Annotated in this window: 19 protein-coding genes; 9 read left to right on the forward strand and 10 right to left on the reverse strand. The window is 60.2% G+C overall.

Features of this window, described 5'->3' with window-relative positions; genetic code table 11:
• Positions 1-118 precede the first annotated feature (118 nt).
• The 7 genes from AACY50_RS25130 to bioB form a co-directional block, all read right to left on the reverse strand.
• Positions 119-1924 carry a phenylacyl-CoA dehydrogenase gene (locus tag AACY50_RS25130; RefSeq protein ID WP_339430232.1) on the reverse strand — a complete coding sequence of 602 codons (1806 nt, stop codon included), beginning with the start codon at positions 1922-1924 and terminating at the stop codon, positions 119-121.
• A 276-nt stretch (positions 1925-2200) separates the two neighbouring features.
• A complete protein-coding gene (locus tag AACY50_RS25135; protein ID WP_221731127.1) occupies positions 2201-2497 on the reverse strand; it encodes a pyrroloquinoline quinone biosynthesis protein PqqE in 297 nt (98 codons plus the stop codon).
• A gap of 108 nt (positions 2498-2605) precedes the next feature.
• Positions 2606-3286 (reverse strand): dethiobiotin synthase, encoded by a 681-nt coding sequence (gene bioD, locus AACY50_RS25140; RefSeq protein WP_339464449.1) that lies wholly within the window; start codon positions 3284-3286, stop codon positions 2606-2608.
• Complete coding sequence (bioC, locus tag AACY50_RS25145) at positions 3283-4095, reverse strand: malonyl-ACP O-methyltransferase BioC (RefSeq protein ID WP_339539318.1); 813 nt, start codon at positions 4093-4095, stop codon at positions 3283-3285. Before bioC ends, bioD begins: the two co-directional genes overlap by 4 nt.
• Complete coding sequence (locus AACY50_RS25150) at positions 4088-4819, reverse strand: alpha/beta fold hydrolase (protein ID WP_339430235.1); 732 nt, start codon at positions 4817-4819, stop codon at positions 4088-4090. Before AACY50_RS25150 ends, bioC begins: the two co-directional genes overlap by 8 nt.
• On the reverse strand, positions 4812-5990 hold the full coding sequence (gene bioF, locus AACY50_RS25155) for an 8-amino-7-oxononanoate synthase (protein WP_339539320.1): 1179 nt from the start codon (positions 5988-5990) through the stop codon (positions 4812-4814). Before bioF ends, AACY50_RS25150 begins: the two co-directional genes overlap by 8 nt.
• Positions 5991-6148: 158 nt before the next feature.
• Positions 6149-7204, reverse strand: a complete 1056-nt coding sequence (bioB, locus tag AACY50_RS25160; RefSeq protein ID WP_339430237.1) for a biotin synthase BioB — start codon at positions 7202-7204, stop codon at positions 6149-6151.
• Between the two features lie 90 nt (positions 7205-7294).
• On the opposite strand from bioB, the gene AACY50_RS25165 reads away from it, so the two are divergent.
• From AACY50_RS25165 to rarD, 5 genes are all read left to right on the forward strand, one after another.
• Entirely contained in the window at positions 7295-8029 is a 735-nt protein-coding gene (locus AACY50_RS25165; protein WP_339464452.1) for a ComF family protein, read from the forward strand.
• A gap of 91 nt (positions 8030-8120) precedes the next feature.
• Positions 8121-8885 (forward strand): TOBE domain-containing protein, encoded by a 765-nt coding sequence (locus AACY50_RS25170; RefSeq protein WP_339430239.1) that lies wholly within the window; start codon positions 8121-8123, stop codon positions 8883-8885.
• A 70-nt stretch (positions 8886-8955) separates the two neighbouring features.
• Positions 8956-10857, forward strand: coding sequence for a PhoX family protein (locus AACY50_RS25175; RefSeq protein ID WP_339539323.1), 1902 nt, complete (start codon positions 8956-8958; stop codon positions 10855-10857).
• A gap of 208 nt (positions 10858-11065) precedes the next feature.
• Complete coding sequence (locus tag AACY50_RS25180) at positions 11066-12040, forward strand: serine/threonine protein kinase (protein ID WP_339539325.1); 975 nt, start codon at positions 11066-11068, stop codon at positions 12038-12040.
• Between the two features lie 206 nt (positions 12041-12246).
• Positions 12247-13134, forward strand: a complete 888-nt coding sequence (gene rarD / locus AACY50_RS25185) for an EamA family transporter RarD (RefSeq protein ID WP_339430242.1) — start codon at positions 12247-12249, stop codon at positions 13132-13134.
• Between the two features lie 223 nt (positions 13135-13357).
• Here rarD and AACY50_RS25190 read toward each other — a convergent pair whose 3' ends face one another.
• Positions 13358-13876 (reverse strand): glycine cleavage system protein R, encoded by a 519-nt coding sequence (locus AACY50_RS25190; protein ID WP_339430243.1) that lies wholly within the window; start codon positions 13874-13876, stop codon positions 13358-13360.
• A 453-nt stretch (positions 13877-14329) separates the two neighbouring features.
• On the opposite strand from AACY50_RS25190, the gene AACY50_RS25195 reads away from it, so the two are divergent.
• Positions 14330-16507, forward strand: coding sequence for a malate synthase G (locus tag AACY50_RS25195; protein WP_339539328.1), 2178 nt, complete (start codon positions 14330-14332; stop codon positions 16505-16507).
• A gap of 117 nt (positions 16508-16624) precedes the next feature.
• Here the strand turns inward: AACY50_RS25195 and AACY50_RS25200 are convergent, their stop codons facing one another.
• The gene (locus AACY50_RS25200; protein WP_339430245.1) at positions 16625-17071 is read right to left on the reverse strand and encodes a response regulator; all 447 of its coding nucleotides are present in this window, start codon (positions 17069-17071) and stop codon (positions 16625-16627) included.
• A gap of 253 nt (positions 17072-17324) precedes the next feature.
• Between AACY50_RS25200 and AACY50_RS25205 the strand changes: the two genes are divergently transcribed.
• The 3 genes from AACY50_RS25205 (at position 17325) to AACY50_RS25215 (ending at position 20684) form a co-directional block, all read left to right on the forward strand.
• Positions 17325-19265 carry a putative nucleotidyltransferase substrate binding domain-containing protein gene (locus tag AACY50_RS25205; protein WP_339539330.1) on the forward strand — a complete coding sequence of 647 codons (1941 nt, stop codon included), beginning with the start codon at positions 17325-17327 and terminating at the stop codon, positions 19263-19265.
• A complete protein-coding gene (locus tag AACY50_RS25210) occupies positions 19262-19969 on the forward strand; it encodes a 3'-5' exonuclease (protein ID WP_339539332.1) in 708 nt (235 codons plus the stop codon). Before AACY50_RS25205 ends, AACY50_RS25210 begins: the two co-directional genes overlap by 4 nt.
• 85 nt (positions 19970-20054) lie before the next feature.
• Entirely contained in the window at positions 20055-20684 is a 630-nt protein-coding gene (locus AACY50_RS25215) for a glutathione S-transferase (protein WP_339430248.1), read from the forward strand.
• Positions 20685-20859: 175 nt separating this feature from the next.
• Here the strand turns inward: AACY50_RS25215 and creD are convergent, their stop codons facing one another.
• On the reverse strand, positions 20860-22230 hold the full coding sequence (gene creD, locus AACY50_RS25220; RefSeq protein WP_339430249.1) for a cell envelope integrity protein CreD: 1371 nt from the start codon (positions 22228-22230) through the stop codon (positions 20860-20862).
• Positions 22231-22285: the final 55 nt, after the last annotated feature.

Raw genomic sequence — 22285 nt, forward strand, 5'->3', positions numbered from 1 at the left:
GAAATCGTCTTTTCTTAGCGTTTTAGTGGGGAATTTTCATCGCTTAAACAATTTTTCATCAGGCAAGAAAAAGCCGCTGCCCCGAAAGGAGCAGCGGCTGTGCAGACCGCGTTAAGGCTTAGTAGCCCAGCGCGAAATCTTCTTCTTTCATGTCCATCAGGTTGTTGGCGCCCGACAGCATGGTAGCCACGTGGGTACGGGTACGCGGCAGGATGCGCTGGAAGTAGAAGCGCGCGGTTTGCAGCTTGGCGGTGTAGAACGCTGCGTCGCCAGTGCCTTCTGCCAGCTTCTGGGCTGCCAGACGTGCCATGTCAGCCCAGAAGTAGGCCAGGCAGGCATAACCGGAGTACATCAGGTAGTCCACGGAAGCCGCGCCCACTTCTTCGCGATCTTTCATGGCGGCCATACCGACCTTCATGGTCAGTTCGCCCCACTCTTTGTTCAGTGCAGCCAGCGGTTCGACGAATTCCTTAACGGCTTCGTTGCCTTCGTTGGTCTGGCAGAACTTGTGGACGATCTTGGTGAAGCTTTTCAGGGCTTCGCCTTGAGTCATCAGCACTTTGCGGCCCAGCAGGTCGAGTGCCTGGATACCGGTGGTGCCTTCGTACAGCATCGAAATGCGGCTGTCGCGAACGTTCTGCTCCATGCCCCACTCGGCGATGAAGCCGTGGCCACCGTAGATCTGCACACCGTGGTTGGCCGATTCAAAACCGACTTCGGTCATGAACGCTTTGGCGATGGGCGTCATGAACGCCAGCAGTGCGTCGGCTTTCTTCTTCTCTTCTTCGTCCACGCCGTATTTGACGATGTCGACCTGTTTGGCGGTGAAGTACACCATCGCGCGGTTGCCTTCAGCGAAGGCCTTCATGGTCAACAGCATGCGGCGAACGTCAGGGTGCACGATGATCGGGTCAGCCGCTTTGTCCGGCGCTTTCGGGCCGGTCAGGGAGCGCATTTGCAGACGATCGCGAGCGTATTTCAGGCCACCCTGGAAACCGATTTCGGCGTGGGCCAGACCTTGCAGCGCGGTACCCAGGCGAGCGGTGTTCATAAAGGTGAACATGCAGTTCAGGCCTTTGTTTGCCGGGCCGATCAGGAAACCGGTGGCGCCGTCGAAGTTCATCACGCAGGTGGCGTTACCGTGGATGCCCATCTTGTGTTCCAGCGAACCGCAGTTCACTGCGTTGCGCGCACCAAGAGTGCCGTCAGCGTTCGGCATGAACTTAGGAACGATGAACAGGGAAATGCCTTTGGTGCCGGCCGGTGCATCCGGCAGGCGGGCCAGTACGATGTGGACGATGTTGTCGGCCATGTCGTGTTCACCGGCCGAGATGAAGATCTTGGTGCCGGAAACTTTGTAGGAACCGTCGGCCTGAGGTTCAGCCTTGGTGCGCAACATGCCCAGGTCGGTGCCGCAGTGCGGTTCGGTCAGGCACATGGTGCCGGTCCACTCGCCGGAAACCAGTTTGGTCAGGTACGCCTCTTGCTGCTCAGGAGTGCCATGCTCGGAGATGGTGTTCATCGCGCCGTGCGACAGGCCTGGGTACATGCCCCACGACCAGTTGGCTTCGCCTACCATTTCGCTGACGGCCAGACCCAGCGACTCAGGCAGGCCTTGACCACCATGCTCAACGTCGTGCGCCAGGCTAGGCCAGCCGCCTTCGACGAATTGTTTGTAAGCTTCTTTGAAGCCCGTCGGGGTTTTCACACCGGACTCGCTCCAGGTGCAACCTTCGGTGTCGCCAACGCGGTTCAGCGGCGCCAGTACCTGCTCACAAAACTTGGCGCCTTCTTCGAGAATGGCGTCAACCATGTCTGGAGTTGCGTCTGCGCAAGCCGGAAGGCTCTGATAGTGCGCTTCGTAGCCGAGCAGTTCGTCACGAACGAAGCGAATATCACGCAAGGGGGCCTTGTAGTCAGGCATAGCGATAAACCTCTGCTGATGTAACCGGGAATGAACGACCGCGTAGATTTGTTGTGACGGTCAAACAGTTGTTTGAAACATACGTTTACGCCGAAATCTTGTCAAGCATCGATCTTTTGCCGTTCGTCATCGCGTCTTTCGAACGCCGGACACAGCAAACCGCCATGCGCTCGAAAGAGCCACGGGCGATAAAAAAAGATTAGTTGAGGGAGAAGGACTTACAACGAAAAACGCCGCGAACAGGCGCGGCGTCGGCAATGCATGAATGGCGAAAAATCAGGCGAAGGTGTCGATGATCGTACCGAGCATTTCATCGGAGGCCTTGGCGACTTTTGCCCCCAGTTCCACTTGAAACTTGCCTTGGGCCATCTCGACCATGTCGCTGCCCAGATCCATTTGCTGGCTGCGATCCACGCCACGCAGACGATCGACCTGCGCCTCGGAAGACTGGCTGGTAACCGAGCGCTCAATGGTATTGTTGGCGATCTGGCTAGCGGCCTGATCGACGCGGTTCTGCCCGGTCTGAATCGTACTCAGACCCGCATAAAAAGCTGTGTTACCGGAGATTTCCATGGAAGTTCTCATCCTTGGGAAGGATCAATAGGCGCCATTGAAACAGAGACGTCAGAAAAACACCCGTCAAAAACACTAATGGCACAGTGCCTGTTCATAGCTAAAAACTTAGTCAAGCAGATCCAATTGCAAATGCTCAGCTACGGCCTCAGCACTTAAAGCCTTCAACTTCGGCACGCGCCCCAGGCACGGCGCCGGAATCCGCTCAGCCAGCGTCGCCAGGTTCTCCTCCAGCCGCGAAGTCTTGGGATCGATGATATTCGCCACCCACCCCGCCAGTTGCAGGCCATCCCGAGCAATCGCCTCAGCCGTCAGCAGCGCATGACTGATGCACCCCAACCGCACGCCCACCACCAGAATCACCGGCAGTTTCAGTGCAATGGCCAGGTCCGACAGATTGTCCTGATCCGCCAACGGCACCCGCCAGCCACCCGCGCCTTCGATCAGGGTGAAATCGGCATTCATCGCCAGAATCTCGCGCATCGGCGTAAGCAGCGATTGCACCGTCAGTGCGACACCCGCTTCGCGCGCTGCCAAATGTGGGGCAATCGCCGGTTCGAACGCCACCGGATTGACCTGTTGATAACTCAGCGGCAATGAACACTCGGCCAACAGCGCGAGCGCATCGGCGTTACGCAGCCCCTTTGGCGTCACCTCGCAACCGGAGGCGACCGGTTTGCCCGCCGCCGTGCTCAACCCTGCCGAACGCGCCGCACACAGCAACCCAGCGGCGACAGTGGTTTTGCCGACGTCGGTGTCCGTCCCGGTGATGAAATAGGCTGCGCTCATAAGGGTTTCTCCAACACGGCGTAAACCACTTGATAGGTCGCCGGCAGTCCCTGTGCCTGACGGAATTGCTCATAAGCCTCGACCAAACCAAGAATCCGCGCCCGCCCGGTCAACCCGTCCGGCCGGCCAGGATTGAGATTGTGCGCACCCAACGCCTTCAGTTCATGGGTCAGGCTGCGCACATCCGGGTAGTGCAGTACATGCGCCTGCTGCTCCAGACTTACGACGCGCAAACCACTGGCCGCACACAACTGTTCATATCGAGCGAACTCGCGGAAGCGGTTGACGTGCACCAGGCCATCAACCTGGCGCCAGCTATCGCGCAATTCGAACAACGTCCCGACACAAAGACTAGCAAACGCGAAAACACCACCCGGTTTCAGCACGCGAAAGGCTTCACTGAGCACCGCATCAAAATTCGCACACCACTGCACCGCGAGGCTGGAGAAGATCAGGTCACAGGTCGAATCCTGCAACGGTAGCCGCTCCGCATCGCCAGCGATGAAATGCTCGGCGCCGCCCAATGGACGCGCGTGATCGAGCATGCCCTCGGCGATGTCCAGTGCCAGCCCATGACTTGCGAAAAAACGCTCGGCCAAGGCGCGAGTGAAGTAGCCGGTGCCACACCCCATATCCAACCAGCGCGCCGGCCGGAAATCCACAGGTAGACGCCGCAGCAACTGTGTACCGACATCACGTTGCAACTCGGCGACACTGTCGTAGCTGGCCGCCGCGCGGGAGAAAGAGGCCGCGACCCGGCGCTTGTCAGGCAAGCCGCCGGGCAGCGCGACAAGAGACAAATCAGTCATCACCGCACTCATGTAAAAAAGCCTGGATCGCGCCCGCTACTCCGTGTGGGTCTTCCAGAAGAAACGCATGGCTGGCCTGTTCGATCAGACCAATTTCGATATCCGGCAACAGGGTGAACAACTCGCCCGCCGCCTCGGCTGGCACCAACCCGTCCTGACCGGCGAACAAATGCAACTGCGGCCCACGAAACGCCTGCAAGGCTTCACGGGTGTCCAGTTGTGCGAGTAACTCCAGCCCGGCCATCAATGTTGCAGGCGCCGTGTTCGGCGCAGCGCCGAGCATCAGCCGCGACAAGCCGCGCGGGTCTTGCGCGCCCTGGGCACACAGCAGCGAGAAACGCTTGAGGGTCAGCCGTGGGTCGGCATGGCAACCGGCGAGAAATGCATCGAAGGTTTCGCCGGGCATCGCGCTCGGCCATTGTTCGTGGGCGACAAAAGCAGGGTTGCTCGCCAGCGTCAGCAAACCGCAGCAGTGTTCGCCGCGGTGCGCTGCCAGTTCGGACGCGAGCATGCCGCCCAGCGACCAGCCACCGAGCCAGACATCTTGAGGAATGCGTTCATCGAGTTCGTCGAGCCAGTCTTGCAGATCACTGGAGTCGAGTTCCGGCAACGGTTCGATCTCGACATGCAAGTGTTCATCGAGTCCTTGCAATGCAGCAGCCAAAGGCTCCATCGGCGAAACACCGAGGCCCCAGCCGGGCAGTAGAATCAGGCGATCACGCATGGCTTGGCTCCGACGACAGTTGGGCAAAGCAATCGGCCAGTCCCTCTAACAATAGCTGCACCTGCGCCTCGCTGTGGGCGGCGGTCAGAGTCACACGCAGTCGTGCGCTACCGGCGGGCACGGTCGGAGGACGAATCGCGGTGACCATCAGCCCGCGCTCACGCAGCATCTGCGACAGACGCACAGCACGGCCGGCGTCGCCAATCATGATCGGCTGGATCGGCGTAAAGCTGTCCATCAACTCCAGACCGATCTGTTCAGCGCCGTGGCGGAACTGGCGGATCAGCGCCTGCAAATGCTCGCGACGCCAGTGTTCGCTACGCAGCAACTCCAGACTTTTCAAGGTTGCGCAGGCCAGCGCCGGCGGTTGACTGGTGGTGTAGATGTACGGACGGGCGAACTGGATCAGGCTCTCGATCAACGCTTCACTGCCGGCGACAAATGCGCCAGCCGTGCCGAAGGCCTTGCCCAGGGTGCCGACCAATACCGGCACATCGTCCAGGCCCAAACCGAAATGCTCGACAATCCCGCCGCCGTTGGCGCCCAACGGGCCGAAGCCATGGGCATCGTCGACCATCAGCCACGCGCCCTTGGCCTTGGCCTCACGGGCCAGCGCTGGCAAGTCGGCAAGATCGCCATCCATGCTGAACACGCCGTCGGTGACCACCAATGTATTGCCGGTGGCTTTCTCCAGACGCTTGGCCAGACTGCCGGCGTCGTTGTGCAAATAACGATTGAACCGCGCACCGGACAACAGCCCGGCGTCCAGCAATGAGGCGTGGTTGAGTCGGTCTTCCAGCACCGTATCACCCTGCCCGACCAGCGCCGTGACCGCGCCAAGGTTGGCCATGTAGCCCGTGGTAAACAGCAGCGCACGTGGGCGCCCGGTGAGATCGGCCAAGGCCTCTTCGAGTGCATGATGTGGGCCGCTATGGCCGATCACCAGATGCGAGGCGCCCCCGCCAACGCCCCAGCGCTGGGCACCGGCGCGCCAGGCTTCGATCACTTGCGGGTGATTGGCCAGGCCCAGGTAGTCGTTGTTGCAGAACGCCAGCAATGGCTGGCCGTCGACCACCACCTCGGGCCCTTGCGGGGATTCGAGCAGCGGGCGCTGGCGATAGAGATTTTCGGCACGGCGGGCAGCAAGGCGTGCGGCGAGATCGAAAGACATGCAGGCCTCGAGTGTCAGCACAAGTTTTCTAATGTGAGAGCGGGCTTGCTCGCGAAAGCCTCGTATCAGCCAACAACGCCTTTACTGACACACCGATTTCGCGAGCAAGCCCGCTCTCACAGGGGTTTTGCATTCCTTCAAAGGAAACGGGGCAGGCTTCAAACCGCCGCGTTATAAAACTGCTCGCTGCTCTTGTGCTCAACCAACGCCTGCTCGATGGCCGCCTGATGCACTTCATCCGAATGCTCTTCGCGGGCTTCCGGCTCAATGCCCAGACGTGCGAACAACTGCATGTCCTTGTCAGCCTGCGGGTTGGCGGTGGTCAGCAATTTGTCACCGTAGAAAATCGAGTTGGCGCCCGCGAGGAATGCCAGGGCCTGCATCTGCTCGTTCATCGCTTCACGACCAGCGGACAGGCGCACGTGGGATTGCGGCATGAGAATGCGCGCCACCGCGAGCATGCGGATGAAGTCGAACGGATCGACGTCGTCGGCATTTTCCAGCGGCGTGCCAGCGACTTTGACCAGCATATTGATCGGCACCGACTCCGGATGCTCCGGCAGGTTGGCCAACTGGATCAGCAGATTGGCGCGGTCGTCGAGCGACTCGCCCATGCCGAGGATGCCGCCGGAACAGATCTTCATCCCCGACTCACGCACGTAAGCCAGGGTTTGCAGGCGCTCGCCGTAAGTACGGGTGGTGATGATGCTGCCGTAGAACTCAGGCGAGGTGTCGAGGTTGTGGTTGTAGTAGTCGAGCCCGGCCTTGGCCAGCGCTTGGGTTTGATCCTGATCGAGACGACCGAGGGTCATGCAGGTTTCCAGGCCCATGGCTTTCACACCTTCGACCATCTGCAGCACATACGGCATGTCTTTGGCCGATGGGTGTTTCCACGCCGCGCCCATGCAGAAGCGGGTCGACCCGATGGCTTTGGCGCGTGCCGCCTCTTCGAGGACTTTCTGCACTTCCATCAGTTTTTCTTTTTCAAGGCCGGTGTTGTAGTGACCAGACTGCGGGCAGTACTTGCAGTCTTCCGGGCAGGCACCCGTCTTGATCGACAACAACGTCGAGACCTGCACACGGTTAGCGTTGAAATGGGCGCGGTGCACCGTCTGAGCCTGAAACAGCAGGTCGTTGAATGGCTGTACGAAGAGTGCTTTGACTTCGGCCAGTGACCAGTCGTGACGCAGGGTGGCAGTGGTGCTCGCGCTCATGGGTATTTCCTTGGTTATGCTTGGCTGGCGACTGGGAAACGGAATACCCACAGTCGCTACACGGATGTTCGGCATATTTAAGGAAGAGCCATGCGCTGTCAACCACGATACGAAGGACAAGTTTACATCTGTTTAAAAAACGTACAGACCTGTTTGCTGTGCGATGAGCCGGCAGAGGCAGAAACGCCAATGTGCATGGCCTGCGAAGCCGAATTGCCTTGGCTCATGGGCCAATGCCGGACCTGCGCTTTGCCGCTGCCTGAATCCGGCCTGACTTGCGCAGACTGCCTGCTAGAGCCGCCGGCGTTCGAACAGGTCGCTGTGCCGTGGCTTTATGGCTTTCCCGTGGACAGTCTGATTACGCGTTTTAAACACAACGCAAAATGGCCGTTTGGCCACCTGCTCGCCGACGTTCTCGGACAATACCTGCAATATCGCTTTGATGAAGATCTGCCTCGCCCCGACGTGTTGTTACCGGTGCCACTCGCCAGCAAACGTCTGCGTCAACGCGGCTTCAATCAAGCGGCGATGCTGGCGCGGTGGTTGAGCCTAAAACTGGACCTGCCTTGCGATGAGCAGGTGCTGTGCAGGATTCAAGACACCCGCGCGCAACAGGATCTGGATGCCAAGGCGCGAAAACGCAATTTGCGCAATGCTTTCGCTTTGACGCCCCAGGCGGATGTACGCGGCCGGCATCTGGCATTGATCGATGACGTGCTGACCACCGGCGCCACGGCTCAGGCGCTCGCTCGATTGTTAATGAACGCCGGCGCGGCAAGGGTTGATGTGTATTGCCTGGCGCGCACCCCGAAATCCGGATCCTGATCAGGCAACCGGCCCTGCGGGCAGGGGCTTGACTCACGCGTTGCCAGCGGCCAATTTCACCTCCCATCGCCACAGTCAAAAGCGTCCCCCCATGTCCATGCCTTCCCTGTTGTCCCAGCACATCGTCCGACGGCCGCAGCGCATTGCCCTGCTGCAACACATCGCTGAACAGGGCTCGATCACCCGTGCCGCGAAAAGCGCAGGCTTGAGCTACAAAGCCGCGTGGGACGCCATCGATGAGCTGAACAACCTGGCGCAAAAACCCTTGGTCGAGCGTGCGGTGGGCGGTAAGGGCGGCGGCGGGGCCAAACTGTCCAGCGAAGGTGAGCGGGTGCTGCGCCTTTATCAAAAGCTGCAGGCCTTACAGGCGCAGGTGCTGGAAGCGGCGGAAGATGCCAGCGACCTCGACCTGCTCGGTCGACTGATGCTGCGCACCAGCGCGCGCAACCAGTTGCACGGCAAAGTCGTGGCGATCGCCGGCCAGGGTCGCAATGACCTGATCCGCCTGGAGTTGGCCGAAGGTCTTTGCCTCAACGCGCAGATCACCCACGACAGCACCGTGCACCTGGAGCTGCAACCGGGCACTGAAGTGGTGGCGCTGATCAAGGCAGGCTGGCTCGAATTGCTGAGCATCGAGCAACCTGCAACATCTGGTCACAATCTTCTGCGCGGCACGATTGAAGCCATTCTCGACGCTGAAGACGGCCCCAGCGAAGTGCGCATCGCCCTGCCCAACGGCCACACGCTCTGCGCCCTGGCTGAGCCGCTGCAACTTCGCACACGCGGACTGAACGTTGAGCAACCGGTGCACGTACAGTTCTCGCCGTCCAACGTGCTGATCGGCACGCCGCTGTAGGGTCGGCCTGCAACAAAAACTTCATCGCTCCCCATTAAGGTGGCTGCCAAAACCAAGCAGGGAGCCTGATGTGAGCCTATTAGAAGAAAACCAATCCACTGACCTGGAAAAAATGGTCGGCCTCAGCCGTCGCGGCTTCATCGGCGCCGGCGCGCTGTGCGGCGCGGCCATGTTTCTCGGTGGCAGCCTGTTGAGCCGCAGCGCGCTGGCCACAGGCGTCAGCGCCGGCAACAGCCGCTTGCTTGGCTTTGAAAGCATTAGCGCCGCGACCACCGACGTCATTACCCTGCCCAAAGGCTATAAGTCCTCGGTACTGATCAGTTGGGGCCAACCGCTGCACAAGAACGGCCCGGCTTTCGATCCGAGTGGCAACGGCACCGCCGCCGCGCAGGAAGTGCAGTTCGGTGACAACAACGACGGCATGAGCCTGTTCGAATTCCCGGATGACAGAAACCGCGCGTTGATGGCGATCAACAACGAATACACCAACTATCGCTACCTCTACCCGCACGGCGGCATGCCGCAATCGGCCGAAGACGTGCGCAAAGCCCTGGCCTGCGAAGGCGTGTCGGTGATTGAAGTGCAACGCAAGAACGGCCAGTGGCAATTCGTTCAAGGCTCGCGCTACAACCGCCGCATCCACGGCAACTCGCCACTGCGTATCAGCGGCCCGGCCGCGGGTCACGACCTGCTGAAAACCCGTGCCGACAAACACGGTAAAAAAGTCCTCGGCACCTTCCAGAACTGCGCCAACGGTATAACGCCGTGGGGCACGTATCTGACGTGCGAAGAAAACTTCACCGACTGCTTCGGCAGCAGCAACGCCCAGCAGCAGTTCGACCCGGCGCAGAAGCGCTACGGTGTCTCGGCGGCCAGCCGCGAGATCAACTGGCACCCGTTTGACCCGCGTTTCGACATGGCCAAGAACCCCAACGAACTCAACCGCCATGGCTGGGTGGTCGAGATCGACCCGTTCGATCCGCAGTCGACCCCGGTCAAACGCACGGCCCTGGGCCGCTTCAAACATGAAAACGCGGCCCTGGCCGAAACCGACGACGGCCGCGCCGTGGTGTACATGGGCGATGACGAGCGTGGCGAGTTCATCTACAAATTCGTCAGCCGCGACCGCATCAACCACCGCAACGCCAAGGCCAACCGCAATATCCTCGATCACGGCACCCTGTACGTGGCGAAGTTCGATGCCGGTGACGGCAACCCGGACCATCCGAAAGGCCAGGGCCAGTGGATCGAGTTGACCCACGGCAAGAACGGCATCGACGCCAGCAGCGGTTTTGCCGATCAGGCCGAAGTGCTGATCCATGCGCGCCTCGCGGCCAGTGTGGTCGGCGCAACACGCATGGACCGTCCGGAATGGATCGTGGTCAGCCCGAAGGACGGCCAGGTTTATTGCACCCTGACCAACAACGCCAAACGCGGCGAGGACGGGCAACCGGTGGGCGGGCCGAACCCGCGGGAGAAAAACGTCTACGGGCAGATCCTGCGCTGGCGCACCGACCGCGACGATCATGCGTCGAAGACATTCGCCTGGGATCTGTTCGTGGTCGCCGGCAACCCGGGCGTGCACGCCGGCACGCCGAAGGCTGGCTCGTCGAATATCACTCCGCAGAACATGTTCAACAGCCCGGATGGCCTGGGTTTCGACAAGGCCGGGCGGTTGTGGATTCTGACCGACGGTGACGCCAGCAACGCCGGGGACTTTGCCGGGATGGGTAACAACCAGATGCTTTGCGCTGACCCTGCGACCGGTGAAATTCGCCGGTTCATGGTCGGGCCGATTGGTTGTGAAGTGACCGGGATCAGCTTCTCGCCGGATCAGAAAACCCTGTTTGTCGGGATTCAGCATCCCGGCGAAAACGGCGGTTCGACTTTCCCCGAGCATCTGCCGAACGGCAAACCGCGCTCTTCGGTGATTGCGATTACCCGTGAAGACGGCGCAATAGTCGGCGCCTGACAAACGGCTTTCGCGAGCAAGCCCCACACACATTGGATCTGTGCCGCATTGAAGATTGCAGGTACACAGAAAATCCACTGTGGGTGGGGGCTTGCTCCCGAAGGGGCCCTTACAGGCAGCCTACCATTCAAGGCAAAACCCTCAACCCTTACAGTCTGCGTTACCATGCCGGGCCGGACGCGGCAGCCTGCTGCGCGCAGGAGTCAGCATGGCCCATCCGTTTGAAACCCTCACACCCGACCTCGTCCTCGATGCCGTTGAAAGCATCGGTTTTTTGAGCGATGCACGCATTCTGGCGCTCAACAGCTACGAGAACCGCGTCTATCAGGTCGGCATCGAAGACGGCGAACCGCTGATCGCCAAGTTCTACCGGCCGCAGCGCTGGACCAACGAAGCCATCCTCGAAGAACACAAGTTCACCTTCGAACTGGCCGACGTCGAGATCCCGGTGGTGGCGCCGCTGATCCACAACGGCGAAACCCTGCACGAACACGCCGGTTTCCGCTTCACCCTGTTCCCGCGTCGCGGTGGCCGGGCGCCGGAGCCGGGCAATCTCGATCAGTTGTATCGCCTCGGCCAGTTGCTCGGGCGCATTCATGCCGTCGGTGCGACCAAACCGTTCGAACACCGCGAAGCCCTCGGCGTACAGAACTTCGGCCATGCCTCGCTGACCACGTTGCTCGAAGGCAACTTCATTCCCAAGAGCCTGTTGCCGGCCTACGAATCGGTCGCCCGGGACCTGCTTAAACGTGTTGAAGACGTCTACGCCGCCACGCCGCACCAGAACATCCGCATGCACGGCGACTGTCACCCCGGCAACATGATGTGCCGCGACGAGATGTTCCACATCGTCGACCTCGACGATTGCCGCATGGGTCCGGCGGTGCAGGACATCTGGATGATGCTCGCCGGTGATCGCCAGGAGTGTCTGGGGCAGTTGTCGGAGCTGATGGACGGCTACAACGAATTCCACGACTTCGACCCACGCGAACTGGCGCTGATCGAGCCGCTGCGCGCCCTGCGCCTGATGCATTACAGCGCCTGGCTGGCGCGCCGCTGGGACGACACGGCGTTTCCACGCAGCTTTCCGTGGTTCGGCACCGAGCGCTATTGGGGCGATCAGGTGCTGGCGTTGCGTGAGCAGTTGTCGGCACTCAATGAAGAACCGCTGAAACTGTTCTGATTCACCCCCCCCCCCTGTAGAAGAGGGCTTGCTCCCGAAGACGGTCTGACATTCAACATTGATGTTGGCTGACACAGCGCCTTCGGGAGCAAGCCCCCTCCCACATTTATCCAGTGTTCACAATTTTCCGACCTTCTCGCTAAGGCATTCACCGACAAACCTCCTTACAATCCCTGCTTTGTTAGCTGCCTAAGCAAGGATTCTGCATGCAAGCCGCCAACCCGCGTCGCGGGTACATTCTGGGCCTGAGTGCCTACATCATCTGGGGCCTGTTCCCGATCTACTTCAAAGCCATCGCCGAAGTCCCGGCGGTCGAGATCATCATCCATCGCGTGCTGTGGTCGGCGCTGTTCGGCGCGCTGCTGCTGATGGTGTGGAAACACCCGGGCTGGTTGCGCGAATTGCTCGACAACCCCAAGCGGCTGGCGATTCTGGCCTTGAGCGGCACGCTGATCGCCGCCAACTGGCTGACCTATGTGTGGTCGGTGAACAACGGGCGCATGCTTGAAGCGAGTCTGGGTTATTACATCAACCCGCTGGTAAACGTGCTGCTGGGGATGTTGATTCTCGGCGAACGCCTGCGGCGCATGCAGTGGGTCGCGGTGGGTCTGGCGGCGGTCGGTGTGGCGCAGCAGGTGTGGCAGGTCGGCAGTCTGCCGTGGGTGTCGCTGGTGCTGGCACTGACCTTCGGTTTCTACGGGCTGATCCGCAAGCAGGCACCGGTCAAGGCGTTGCCGGGGCTGGTGGTGGAAACCTGGATGCTGGTGCCGATTGCCGTCGCATGGCTGCTGTTCAACCCGACCGCGACCAGCGCTCAACCCGAGTTCTGGACGACGTCCGAAGCCTGGTGGCTGGTGGCGGCCGGCCCGGTGACGTTGATTCCGTTGGTGTGCTTCAACGCCGCCACCCGGCACTTGCCCTACACCACCATCGGCTTCCTGCAATACCTGGCGCCCACCCTGGTGTTGTTGCAAGCGGTGTTGCTGTTCGGTGAGCACTTGTCGTCCAGCACCTTGGTGGCGTTTATCTTCATTTGGGCCGGTCTGGCCGTCTACAGCGTCGATGCGTGGATAAGTCTGCGCCGACGCAGCTGATCAAAAAACGCACAACACTTCGCAGGCCACGGTTCTCGTGGCCTGTATCGTTCCTTCCCAAGCTTATCCACAGCGTGATCCCCGCCGTTTGTGCGCAACTCACTGAATACTGGCGATTTTTTGATCAGTATCCGCAAAACCACGGCGGGCGTGGCGTTGCGGGCAGTCTCTACAGGTTATCCACAGGCAGGTGCACGTTTAAACTGGATAACCCGTGCAGCGCCTAAACCTCTGTGCGTAATACCAGTTCCACCATCAAATCATCGGCCAGGGTTTCAAGGCGCGATTGCAGCACGTCGAGCGACAGCGTCAGCGGCACCGCGAGAATCGCTTCGGCATGGAACAACGGCTCGCTGCTCATCGGTGCCGGCCGCACTTCGGTCACCAGACGTTCGAGGTTTACACCCTGCTCGCTCAGCAAGCGGGTGATGTCGCGCACAATCCCCGGGCGATCATTGCCCACCAGTTCCATGGCGATCGGTTTCCAGGTGCAGGATTGCTCGATACCACTTTCGGCAATCAACACGCGAATGCCATGCGCCGACAGTGTTTGTAGGGCATCGACTAATTCGTCGTAAGCCTCTGCCGGCACGCCGACCCGCAGAATCCCGGCAAACTGCCCGGCCATCCGCGACATGCGGCTTTCCAGCCAGTTACCCCCATGCTCGGCGATACATTGGGCGATGCGCTCTACCTGCCCGGGCTTGTCCGGGGCGAAAACAGTGAGTACGAGATGGTCCATGGCGCAGCCCTCTTGTCATGACTTTTGTTATAGAAGGGCAAGTATAGGCAAGGGATGAACAGTCGCCTCAGACGCTCGAGACAACAAATCGTGTACAAGTTTTTATATTTAGCTGGAACAATCCATTGGTTTTTTGAGAACATCCCGTTCCGCGCTGTGACCGCAATGCGTCATGGAGTCGCAGAACGACGTTATTAGTCTCATTTTCACAAGCGCAACGCATCATGTAGTATGCCTCGGCGCGCACTACATAACGCTGGATCGATGTCTGCCCAAGGCACGTTCGCAACCCTGAAAGCCCCGTCATCAAGGCCCCAAGCCGTTGATTGGTCCCAGCCCAGCCGCCAGCAATGGCATGTACTGGTCGGAAGGTTTGTGGTTTAAATGGCCAGAGGCTTCATTGTTAAATTGAAGAGCTGAAAAGCGAAATAGCTGAGCAGAGTGAGGCAAGCAATGACTGAACACGTTCAAGTCGGTGGCCTGCAGGTCGCCAAAGTCCTGTTCGACTTCGTGAACAACGAAGCCATTCCCGGTACCGGCCTCACCGCCGACGCATTCTGGGAAGGTGCCGACAAGGTCATTCACGACCTGGCACCGAAGAACAAAGCCCTACTCGCCAAACGCGATGACTTCCAGGCTCGCATTGATGCCTGGCATCAGGAACGCGCAGGCCAGGCGCACGATGCCGTGGCCTACAAAGCCTTCTTGCAGGAAATCGGTTATCTGCTGCCAGAAGCGGCTGATTTCCAGGCAACGACGCAAAACGTCGATGACGAAATCGCCCGTACCGCCGGCCCGCAACTCGTGGTTCCGGTGATGAACGCCCGCTTTGCGCTCAATGCTTCGAACGCCCGCTGGGGTTCGCTGTATGACGCCCTTTACGGCACCGACGCGATCAGCGAAGACGGTGGCGCGCAAAAAGGCCAAGGCTACAACAAGGTGCGCGGCGACAAAGTCATCGCCTTCGCCCGTGCATTCCTCGACGAAGCCGCGCCACTGGCCGCGGGCTCCCACGTCGATTCGACCGGTTACAAAATCGCTGACGGCAAACTGCTGGTCACCCTCAAGGGCGGCAGCAACAGCGGTCTGCGTGACGATGCTCAACTGATCGGTTTCCAGGGCGACGCCAACGCGCCAATCGCGATCCTGCTGAAACACAACGGTCTGCATTTCGAAATCCAGATCGACGCCAGCACCCCGGTCGGCCAGACCGATGCCGCCGGCGTCAAAGACGTCCTGATGGAAGCGGCGCTGACCACCATCATGGACTGCGAAGACTCCGTGGCGGCCGTCGATGCCGACGACAAAGTGGTGATCTACCGCAACTGGCTCGGCCTGATGAAGGGCGATCTGTCGGAAGAAGTCGCCAAGGGCGGCCAGCGCTTCACCCGCACCATGAACCCGGATCGCAGCTACACCACGCCCACTGGCGGTGAAGTGACTCTGCACGGCCGCTCGCTGTTGTTCGTGCGCAACGTCGGCCACCTGATGACCATTGACGCGATTCTCGACAAAGACGGCAACGAAGTGCCGGAAGGCATTCTCGACGGTCTGCTGACGTGCCTGGCGGCCATGCACAACCTCAACGGCAACACGTCGCGCAAGAACACCCGCACCGGTTCCGTCTACATCGTCAAACCGAAAATGCACGGCCCGCAAGAAGCGGCGTTCACCAACGAACTGTTCGGCCGCATCGAAGACGTGCTGGGTCTCAAACGCAACACGCTGAAAGTCGGGATCATGGACGAGGAGCGCCGCACCACGGTCAACCTCAAGGCTTGCATCAAGGCTGCCAGCGAGCGCGTGGTGTTCATCAACACCGGTTTTCTCGACCGCACCGGCGATGAAATCCACACCTCCATGGAAGCCGGCCCGATGGTGCGCAAGGCCGACATGAAGGCTGAGAAGTGGATCGGCGCCTACGAGAACTGGAACGTTGATATCGGTCTGAGCACCGGCCTGCAAGGTCGCGCACAAATCGGTAAAGGCATGTGGGCCATGCCGAACCTGATGGCGGCGATGCTCGAGCAGAAAATCGCTCACCCGCTGGCCGGTGCCAACACCGCATGGGTCCCCTCGCCGACCGCCGCCGCGCTGCACGCGCTGCACTACCACAAGGTCGACGTGTTCGCCCGTCAGGCCGAACTGGCCAAACGTGCCCGCGCTTCGGTGGACGACATCCTGACCATCCCGCTGGCGGTCAACCCGAACTGGACGCCGGAGCAGATCAAGAACGAACTGGACAACAACGCCCAGGGCATTCTCGGTTACGTGGTGCGCTGGATCGATCAGGGCGTCGGTTGCTCGAAAGTGCCGGACATCAATGACGTCGGCCTGATGGAAGACCGTGCCACGCTGCGTATCTCCAGCCAGCACATCGCCAACTGGCTGCGCCACGGTATCGTCACCGAAGCGCAAGTGATGGAAAGCCTCAAGCGCATGGCGCCGGTGGTGGATCGTCAGAACGCCAACGACCCGCTGTACCGCCCGCTGGCACCGAACTTCGACAGCAACATCGCCTTCCAGGCGGCGGTCGAACTGGTGATCGAAGGCACCAAGCAGCCCAACGGCTATACCGAGCCGGTGCTGCACCGCCGTCGTCGCGAGTTCAAGGCTGCCAACGGCCTGTAACCCTGCGTAGATGCCGGACATGAAAAAGCCCTGATCGGAAGATCGGGGCTTTTTTATGGTTCATCACAACCACTGGAGATCCATTGTGAGAGCGGGTTTTTCGGTGTGGCTTGAACGTCAGGGGTCGATCCCCAATTCGTGTTTGACCAGACCGAGCAACTTGCCCGTATCAATGGGTTTGAGCAGAAAGTCCACCACGCTCAAATGCATCGCCGCAATGGCGTCCTTCACATCGGCATCGCCAGACACAATGATGATCGGCATCGCTGCCCTTACCGACTCACGCACCTGGCGAATCAAGTCCAACCCACCGACATTGCCCATGCGCAAATCGGTGATCAACAGACCAATCGATGGTTTCTCCGCCAGCATCTTCAGCGCGGCCTCGCCACTGGCAGCGGTCAGGCACCGAATGCCGTCCAAGGCCAGAATCTCCGACAACAGCTCCCGAGCGTCCTTGTCGTCATCGACGATCAATACACGCTGCGCAGGAGGGTCAGGTTCGAGCATTACAGCACTGAGCGCTTCACGCTCGGCGTCGCTCAAAATATCGTGGTCGGGCATAGCGTTCTCTACGTTTTCAAATCATCACCTGGCACAGTCGTCAGACAACGCCAGGCAGAGCTTCAATGTGCACTTCGTCGGATTTTTTTCCAAGAGGTCGGACAGAAGAATTCCCGACTGATTTTGTAGGGCACTTCCCAAATATGCCCAACGGCATGACGAACCTAGACTTACGTCCAATGGGCACCCTGCACGAGGGGGCCGACCATGGGGGCAACGATCCGACAACAACAATTCGAAAAAGACTGCGGTAATGGTTATGAGTAAAGCGGACGCCTTCACCCAGGCTGGGAAAACCGCCGTGTTGCAGAACATTCAGGGCACCCTGCAGTTTCTCCAGCGCTTCCCGCCCTTCAATCAAATGGAACACGCCCACCTGGCTTATCTGGTGGAGCAATGTCAGCTGCGTTTCTACGGGCAGGGCGAGAGCATCATCAAACCCGCCGATGGCCCGGTCGAACACTTCTATATCGTCAAGCAGGGCCGCGTCGTCGGCGAACGCCCGCACACGGCCAAGGGCGGCACCGAGACCACCTTTGAAATCACCACCGGCGAGTGCTTTCCCCTGGCCGCGTTGCTGGGTGAGCGAGCGACACGCACCGCGCACTTGGCCGGCGAGGACACCTTCTGCCTGCAACTGAACAAACTGGCGTTCATCAAACTGTTCGCCCTCTCCAATGCCTTCCGCGACTTCGCCTTGCGCGGGGTCAGCAGCCTGCTCGATCAAGTCAACCAGCAAGTCCAGCAGAAAGCCGTGGAAACCCTCGGCACGCAATACTCGCTCAACACCCGTCTCGGTGAACTGGCCATGCGTCACCCGGTGACGTGCAGCCCTGCCATGCCACTGCGTGCAGCGGTGAAGCTGATGCACGAGCAACAGGTCGGCAGCATCGTCGTGGTGGATGAGCACAAAGCGCCGCTGGGGATTTTCACCCTGCGCGACCTGCGTCATGTGGTGGCCGACGGTGTGGCCGATTTCGGCGAAGCCATCGAGCGCCACATGACCCAGGCGCCCTTCTATCTTTCGCCCAACCACAGCGCCTTCGACGCGGCCATTGCCATGACCGAAAGGCACATCGCCCACGTCTGCCTGGTCAATGATCAGCGCCTGTGCGGCGTGGTGTCCGAGCGCGATCTGTTTTCCTTGCAGCGGGTCGATCTGGTGCATCTGGCCCGCACGATCCGCAGCGCGCAACGCATCGAGCAACTGGTGATCCTGCGCGGCGAGATCGGCCAACTGGTCGAGCGCATGCTCGCCCACGGCGCCTCTTCAACCCAGATCACCCACATCATCACCCTGCTCAACGATCACACCGTGTGCCGCGTAATCGAACTGACCCTCGCCGAAAAAGGCGACCCGGGCGTACCGTTCAGTTGGCTGTGTTTCGGCAGCGAAGGCCGGCGCGAGCAAACGCTGCACACCGATCAGGACAACGGCATTCTGTTCGACGCCCGCGATGCCGTGCATGCAGCAGAGATTCGCGCAAAGTTGCTGCCAATTGCCCAGCAGATCAATCAGAGCCTGGCGCAATGCGGCTTCACCCTGTGCAAGGGCAACATCATGGCCGGCAACCCTGAGCTGTGTTTGTCCCGGGCAGAATGGGCGCGGCGGTTCGCGGCATTCATTCGCGAGGCGACGCCGGAGAATCTGCTCGGGTCGAGCATTTACTTCGATCTGCGCGTGGTCTGGGGCGATGAACAGGGTTGCGCGCAACTGCGCCGGGGGATTCTCGATCAGGTCGGCGACAACCGTTTGTTCCAGCGCATGATGGCCGACAACGCCTTGCGTAATCGCCCGCCGGTCGGGCGTTTCCGCGAGTTTGTGCTGGCGCGCAAGAATGGCGAGAAAGCCACCCTCGATCTGAAGGTCCAGGGCCTGACGCCGTTTGTGGACGGCGCACGATTGCTCGCGCTGGCCAACGGCATCGACGCCAACAACACCCTCGAGCGCTTGCGCCAACTGGTGGATAAAGAAGTCATCGAACCGCTGGACGGCGCGGCGTATGAAGAGGCTTATCACTTCATTCAGCAAACGCGCATGCAGCAGCATCAGATCCAGACGCGCGAGAACCTGCCGTACTCCAACCGTGTCGACCCCGACAGCCTCAATCATCTGGATCGACGCATCCTGCGCGAATCCCTGCGCCAGGCTCAACGCCTGCAAAGCAGCCTGACCCTGCGGTATCAGTTATGAGCCTGTTCTCGTGGCTGCGGCCGGCCAGTGCGGCGCTGCCAGCGGATCTGCAGCAACGCCTGGGGCAACTGCCGGCGATCAGCGAGCTGAGTGAATGCAGCCTGCGCGAACAACGCTGGGTCGTGCTGGACCTGGAAACCACCGGGCTGAACCTGAACAAGGATCGGGTGTTGTCGATTGGCGCCGTGGTGATCGAGGACGGCGCGATCGATTTCAGCCAGCAGTTCGAACGCACGCTGCAATGTCGTGAACTCAAGCTCAGTCCCAGTGTGTTGATCCACGGTCTGGGGCCCAACGCGATTGCCGCCGGCAGCGATCCGGCCGAGGCGTTGCTGGCGTTCATGGAGTTTGCCGGTGACAGCCCCGTGCTGGCGTTCCATGCGCCATTCGACCAGCACATGCTTGGGCGGGCACTGAAGGAACATCTGCGGCACAAGTTGCAGCATGTGTTTCTGGATGTCGCCGAGATTGCGCCGATGCTGTGCCCGCAAGCGAACATTCGTGAGGCCGGGCTGGATGAGTGGATCGACTGGTTCAAGCTTGAGGTGTTCGAGCGACATAGCGCGAGTGCCGATGCGCTGGCGACGGCAGAGCTGGCGTTGATTCTCTTCAGCCGAGCACGGGGGCAGCAGATTGATAGCCCATTGAATCTTCAACAGCGCTTGAGCCAGTGGAAGCGACGGCGGCAGGTGCCGTCCTTCTAGATCGTCACCCATCAAATCCCTCGCCAGGTCCGCCGCATCTGACTAGGCTAACCTCCTGCTCTTCGTCGACCACCGAGGTTCACCCATGTCCACACCCAGCATGACCCTGTTCCACAACACGCTCTCCCCGTTCGTTCGCAAAGTGATGGTGATGCTGCACGAAACTGGCCAGCAGGATCGCGTCACCTTGCAAGACTGTGTCCTCAGCCCGGTCAGCCCGAGTGCCGAGCTCAACGCCGACAACCCGTTGGGCAAGATCCCGGCCCTGCGTCTGGCCGACGGCAATGTCATCCATGACAGCCGCGTGATCCTCGACTACCTCGACCACCAACATGTCGGCAATCCGCTGATCCCCCGTGACGGCTCGGCCCGCTGGCGCCGCCTGACCCTGGCCTCGATGGCCGACGGGATCATGGATGCGTCGGTGATGGTGCGTTACGAGCAGGTGCTGCGTGCCCCGGAAAAACACTGGGACGAGTGGATCGAGGCCCAGCGCGACAAGATCCGTCGCACCCTGGCCCTGCTGGAAAGTGATGCGATTGCCGAGCTGACCTGCCATTTCGATATTGCTGCGATCAGCGTGGCCTGTGCCCTGGGTTACCTCGACCTGCGCTTCCCGGATCTGGGCTGGCGCGAGGCCAATCCGCAATTGGCCCACTGGTTCACTGAAGTGAGCTTGCGACCGTCCATGATCGCGACCCTGCCCAAACCTTAAATCGGCGGCGCTTGTTCCGGCCTCTTCGCGAGCAAGCCCGCTCCCACACTGGATTTCGGTAGGCAGGTTCTGTGTGTGGCTTGCCAGCGATGGCACCACCGCGGTGCCGGCGGAAGTGACGCAAAGATCAGCGTCACCAACACCTCAGCCTCTCGCTGATCCTCACGCAACCCGCTCATTGCATCGCCCCCACGTCAAACTCCAGTGGTTTGGCCGGTTTCTGACCGATCCCGTACCAATCCAGTTTGCGCGTCAGCACCATGAACACGCCGAGCAAGCCGAACAGCAACAGCGAGCCCATCAGCAGCGCGTAATCCTCGGCGCTGAGCAACCCGTAAAGCAGGCCATACAACGCTGCCAATCCCGCCGAAAAACACAAACCGTGTCGCACGCTGTGCAAGACGTGGCAGACGTAAAACCCGATCAATAACACGCAGCCACTGGCCGACAGCAGATACGCCAGGGCAAAGCCGATGTGCTCCGACAACGACAGCAGCAACAGATAAAAAAACGCCAGCGCCACACCCACCAACGCGTATTGCACCGGGTGCACTGCCAGGCTCTTGAGCACTTCGAACAGGAAGAAACCGGCGAACGTCAGGACAATGAACAGCAGCGCATATTTGATCGCCCGGTCACTCTTCAGATACTGATCCACCGGATCGATGAAACTCACCCCGAAGCTGCGGGCATTGAACCCATCGCAATCATTGCCGCTCACGCAACGGCTCATGGCGTCTTGCAGGTTGGTAGAAAAAAACGTGGTCTGCCAGTCGGCGCTGAAACCGGCGTCGTTGATTTCACGTTTGGCCGGGAGGAAGTTGCCGATGAAGCTGGGGTGCGGCCAGTTGGCAGTGAGGCTAACGCTGCTGCTCCTGCCCACCGGTAGCACCTGCAACGAACCGGTGCCTTGCAGGCGCAGATCGAAACCGAACGCCAGTTCGTTGGCTTTACGGGTATCGAGCAGTGGCAGCGTTACCCGCACCCCCTCACCCAGCCAACCGACCTGAGTACCGGGAACGAAGTCCAGACGCTGGCCGTCGAGCTCCAGTTTCAAAGCGTTTTCGATCCCGCGAATGTCGCTGATGCCGACCGCCAGAAACGGCGCATCGAACTGGTAATCGCTGAAATCTTCCTGGATGCCCAATTGCGCCGGTAGCGAAAAACTGCCGGTGATGCGGTTATCAGCATGGAACAACCGCGCCTCGTAAATACCCCGGGCACGCAATTCGGTTTGCACCTGGCCATCGAGTTCGAATCGCTCGGGCAAGAAGTACAAACGCCCACGCTCTTCGCTTGGTTCGTCGTAACGCTGCTCGGTCTTGTCGTTGATCTTCCAGTTGTGAATCACTTTGCGATACGGCACCACCATCACCGGCCCGCTCAATTGCTGGCTGTAACTGGAACTGCGGGCAATGTCTTCCAGCACCCCGTCGCGCCGTTGCTGGCGGTCATCGATAACCCCGTCGATCATCAGCAAAGGGATGAGCAACAGCAGGATCAACAGGGCAATCGCCCCGAGCTTTATGGTCAGATTCTTGTTCATGGGACTCTCCCTGTTTTGATCGGCAGAGTCTGGTTGGCGTGTGTGGGAGGAATGT

The sequence above is a fragment of the Pseudomonas sp. RA_15y_Pfl2_54 genome (genome assembly GCF_963971015.1).
Taxonomy (GTDB): Bacteria; Pseudomonadota; Gammaproteobacteria; order Pseudomonadales; family Pseudomonadaceae; genus Aquipseudomonas; species Aquipseudomonas baetica_A.

What these genes read in the sequence shown, in the direction of transcription:
- AACY50_RS25210 (WP_339539332.1), top strand. Translation starts at nt 19,262, where the DNA reads ATGAGCCTGTTCTCGTGGCTGCGGCCGGCCAGTGCGGCGCTGCCAGCG.
- creD (WP_339430249.1), bottom strand. Translation starts at nt 22,230, where the DNA reads ATGAACAAGAATCTGACCATAAAGCTCGGGGCGATTGCCCTGTTGATC.
- AACY50_RS25135 (WP_221731127.1), bottom strand. Translation starts at nt 2,497, where the DNA reads ATGGAAATCTCCGGTAACACAGCTTTTTATGCGGGTCTGAGTACGATT.
- AACY50_RS25215 (WP_339430248.1), top strand. Translation starts at nt 20,055, where the DNA reads ATGTCCACACCCAGCATGACCCTGTTCCACAACACGCTCTCCCCGTTC.
- AACY50_RS25150 (WP_339430235.1), bottom strand. Translation starts at nt 4,819, where the DNA reads ATGCGTGATCGCCTGATTCTACTGCCCGGCTGGGGCCTCGGTGTTTCG.
- AACY50_RS25130 (WP_339430232.1), bottom strand. Translation starts at nt 1,924, where the DNA reads ATGCCTGACTACAAGGCCCCCTTGCGTGATATTCGCTTCGTTCGTGAC.
- bioD (WP_339464449.1), bottom strand. Translation starts at nt 3,286, where the DNA reads ATGAGCGCAGCCTATTTCATCACCGGGACGGACACCGACGTCGGCAAA.
- AACY50_RS25195 (WP_339539328.1), top strand. Translation starts at nt 14,330, where the DNA reads ATGACTGAACACGTTCAAGTCGGTGGCCTGCAGGTCGCCAAAGTCCTG.
- AACY50_RS25190 (WP_339430243.1), bottom strand. Translation starts at nt 13,876, where the DNA reads ATGGACCATCTCGTACTCACTGTTTTCGCCCCGGACAAGCCCGGGCAG.
- AACY50_RS25180 (WP_339539325.1), top strand. Translation starts at nt 11,066, where the DNA reads ATGGCCCATCCGTTTGAAACCCTCACACCCGACCTCGTCCTCGATGCC.
- AACY50_RS25165 (WP_339464452.1), top strand. Translation starts at nt 7,295, where the DNA reads ATGCGCTGTCAACCACGATACGAAGGACAAGTTTACATCTGTTTAAAA.
- AACY50_RS25200 (WP_339430245.1), bottom strand. Translation starts at nt 17,071, where the DNA reads ATGCCCGACCACGATATTTTGAGCGACGCCGAGCGTGAAGCGCTCAGT.
- AACY50_RS25170 (WP_339430239.1), top strand. Translation starts at nt 8,121, where the DNA reads ATGTCCATGCCTTCCCTGTTGTCCCAGCACATCGTCCGACGGCCGCAG.
- bioF (WP_339539320.1), bottom strand. Translation starts at nt 5,990, where the DNA reads ATGTCTTTCGATCTCGCCGCACGCCTTGCTGCCCGCCGTGCCGAAAAT.
- bioB (WP_339430237.1), bottom strand. Translation starts at nt 7,204, where the DNA reads ATGAGCGCGAGCACCACTGCCACCCTGCGTCACGACTGGTCACTGGCC.
- AACY50_RS25205 (WP_339539330.1), top strand. Translation starts at nt 17,325, where the DNA reads ATGGTTATGAGTAAAGCGGACGCCTTCACCCAGGCTGGGAAAACCGCC.
- rarD (WP_339430242.1), top strand. Translation starts at nt 12,247, where the DNA reads ATGCAAGCCGCCAACCCGCGTCGCGGGTACATTCTGGGCCTGAGTGCC.
- bioC (WP_339539318.1), bottom strand. Translation starts at nt 4,095, where the DNA reads ATGACTGATTTGTCTCTTGTCGCGCTGCCCGGCGGCTTGCCTGACAAG.